Origin of the sequence: Longimicrobium sp., assembly GCF_036554565.1 — a bacterium.
Classification (GTDB): Bacteria; Gemmatimonadota; Gemmatimonadetes; order Longimicrobiales; family Longimicrobiaceae; genus Longimicrobium.
Map to the genome: position 1 here is coordinate 1 of NZ_DATBNB010000224.1, position 1,640 is coordinate 1,640.

Here is a 1,640-nt window from a genome sequence, read left to right on the forward strand (position 1 = left end):
CCACGGCCACCGTGTCGCCCGGGCGGGTGAGCGCGCGCAGAGCCAGGTGGATGGCTTCGGCCGCGCCGCAGGTGATCACCACGTCGTCCGCGGTGCGGGCGCACCCCGCTTCCAGCGCGCGCCGCGCCACCTGCTGGCGGAGCGCCTCCACGCCGGAGGGGGCCAGCTCGGCGGCGCGGTGCCCCGCCTGCCGCCGGGCGACCCGGCCCAGGCAGCGCGACAACTCGGCGGTGGGAAGGAGGTCGGGTTCCGGCAGCGCCGTGCCCAGGGGCACCAGCGCCGGGTTGGCAACCATCTCCAGCACGCGCATGATGAGGTCACCCGTGGTGACCTCGCCCGGGTCGGCCAGGGTTTCCGCGCCGCGTGCCTCGATGAGGTTGGGCCGCGAGGGGGGCAGCACGTAGAAGCCGGACTGCGGGCGGGCGCGGATCACGCGGCGCGTCTCCAGCAGCCGGTACGCCTGCACCACCGTAGGCAGGCTCACGCCACGTTGGACGCTCATCCGGCGGACGGAGGGTAGCCGCTCACCGGGCCCCAGGGTCCCGGCGCGGACCAGGGACTCGATGTCGGCAGCGAGGCGCGCGTAGGCGTATCGCTCGTCGGCTTGCTGGATCAGTGCCATGGGGAGGGTGCCTCGGAAGAAAAACTGTACAGGTGCAAAGATATCCAGATCTGTAGCTGTTGTGCTACGGGGCGTTCGCGTAGAATCGTGGCAGGAACGTTTGTCTCGCCGCTTGGACCCGGCTCGCCACGTACGACCCCGAGCCGGAACGGACCTTGGAGCGGTTCCACCGCGGCACGCCCGAGCCGCTGGCGGGTGAAGGCGCAACTCTCACCATCCAGGAAGTCTTTGGATATCCGAGCCCCGATCCCGGAGCCTGCATGAATCGCGCGTTCATTCCCTGCCTCGCTCTTCTTCTCTCCCCGGTGAGCGGATGTGGCACATCGCGCCCCCCGGTAGTGGAATGCGGAAGGCCGGGCCCCGCGGCGACCCGACCCGAGCCGGCCCCCGTGACGCTGCGCCTTGACTTCGCGGGGGCTGAGGCGATCGTGCGCGCGCTGGCACAGGACTCCCTCTCCAACGCCGATGTGGACGCCCTGCTTCGCGTTCACGGCGTGCGAGCGATGGTCGACAACGTGACCCGTTACGTTCCCGGGAACGGCATTCCCGAGTTCCGCTCCGAGGTCCGCCACTTCGCACGGAGAAAGCGAGCCGGAGACCACGAGATCTTCCAGCTCCACGTCGCCTGGCGGGAGCGCTCGCGAGTGCGGGAGTTGATCGGTGCCGTGCGAGCGCAGGAGAGCGGGATCGTCCGCGAGACGCTCTCGGAGCTGGAGCCGTATCGACCGGATACCGGTCCCCTGTCGATCGAGGTCTATTTCACGGCCGGCGGGGTGTCCGACGGCTTCCTCTTCGACCATCAGACGCCGCCCGCGTTCTACGCCAACCTTGCCCGAGCCGGCGGCGACCTGAAGGCCGTCGTGGGGAATCTGGCGCACGAGTCCTACCACGTCATGCAGAAGGCCGCCCAGCGTCGCGCGGGACTGCATGCCGTCGCCGACTCCACCGATGCCCTGCCGGAAGCGGAGCGGCTGCTTGCCCACACGCTTTCGGAAGGGGTGGCGAACTACGTCGTCGA

The 1,640-nt window shown here is 69.9% G+C and carries 2 protein-coding genes; one reads left to right on the top strand and one right to left on the bottom strand.

The genetic code is table 11. From position 1 onward, the window contains the following. The coding region (locus VIB55_RS06145; protein ID WP_331875788.1) for a GntR family transcriptional regulator at positions 1 to 622 on the bottom strand (622 nt) is incomplete at its 3' end. 389 nt (positions 623 to 1,011) lie between these two features. Between VIB55_RS06145 and VIB55_RS06150 the strand changes: the two genes are divergently transcribed. Then, a partial coding sequence (locus VIB55_RS06150; protein ID WP_331875789.1) for a DUF5700 domain-containing putative Zn-dependent protease occupies positions 1,012 to 1,640 on the top strand: 629 nt, incomplete at its 3' end.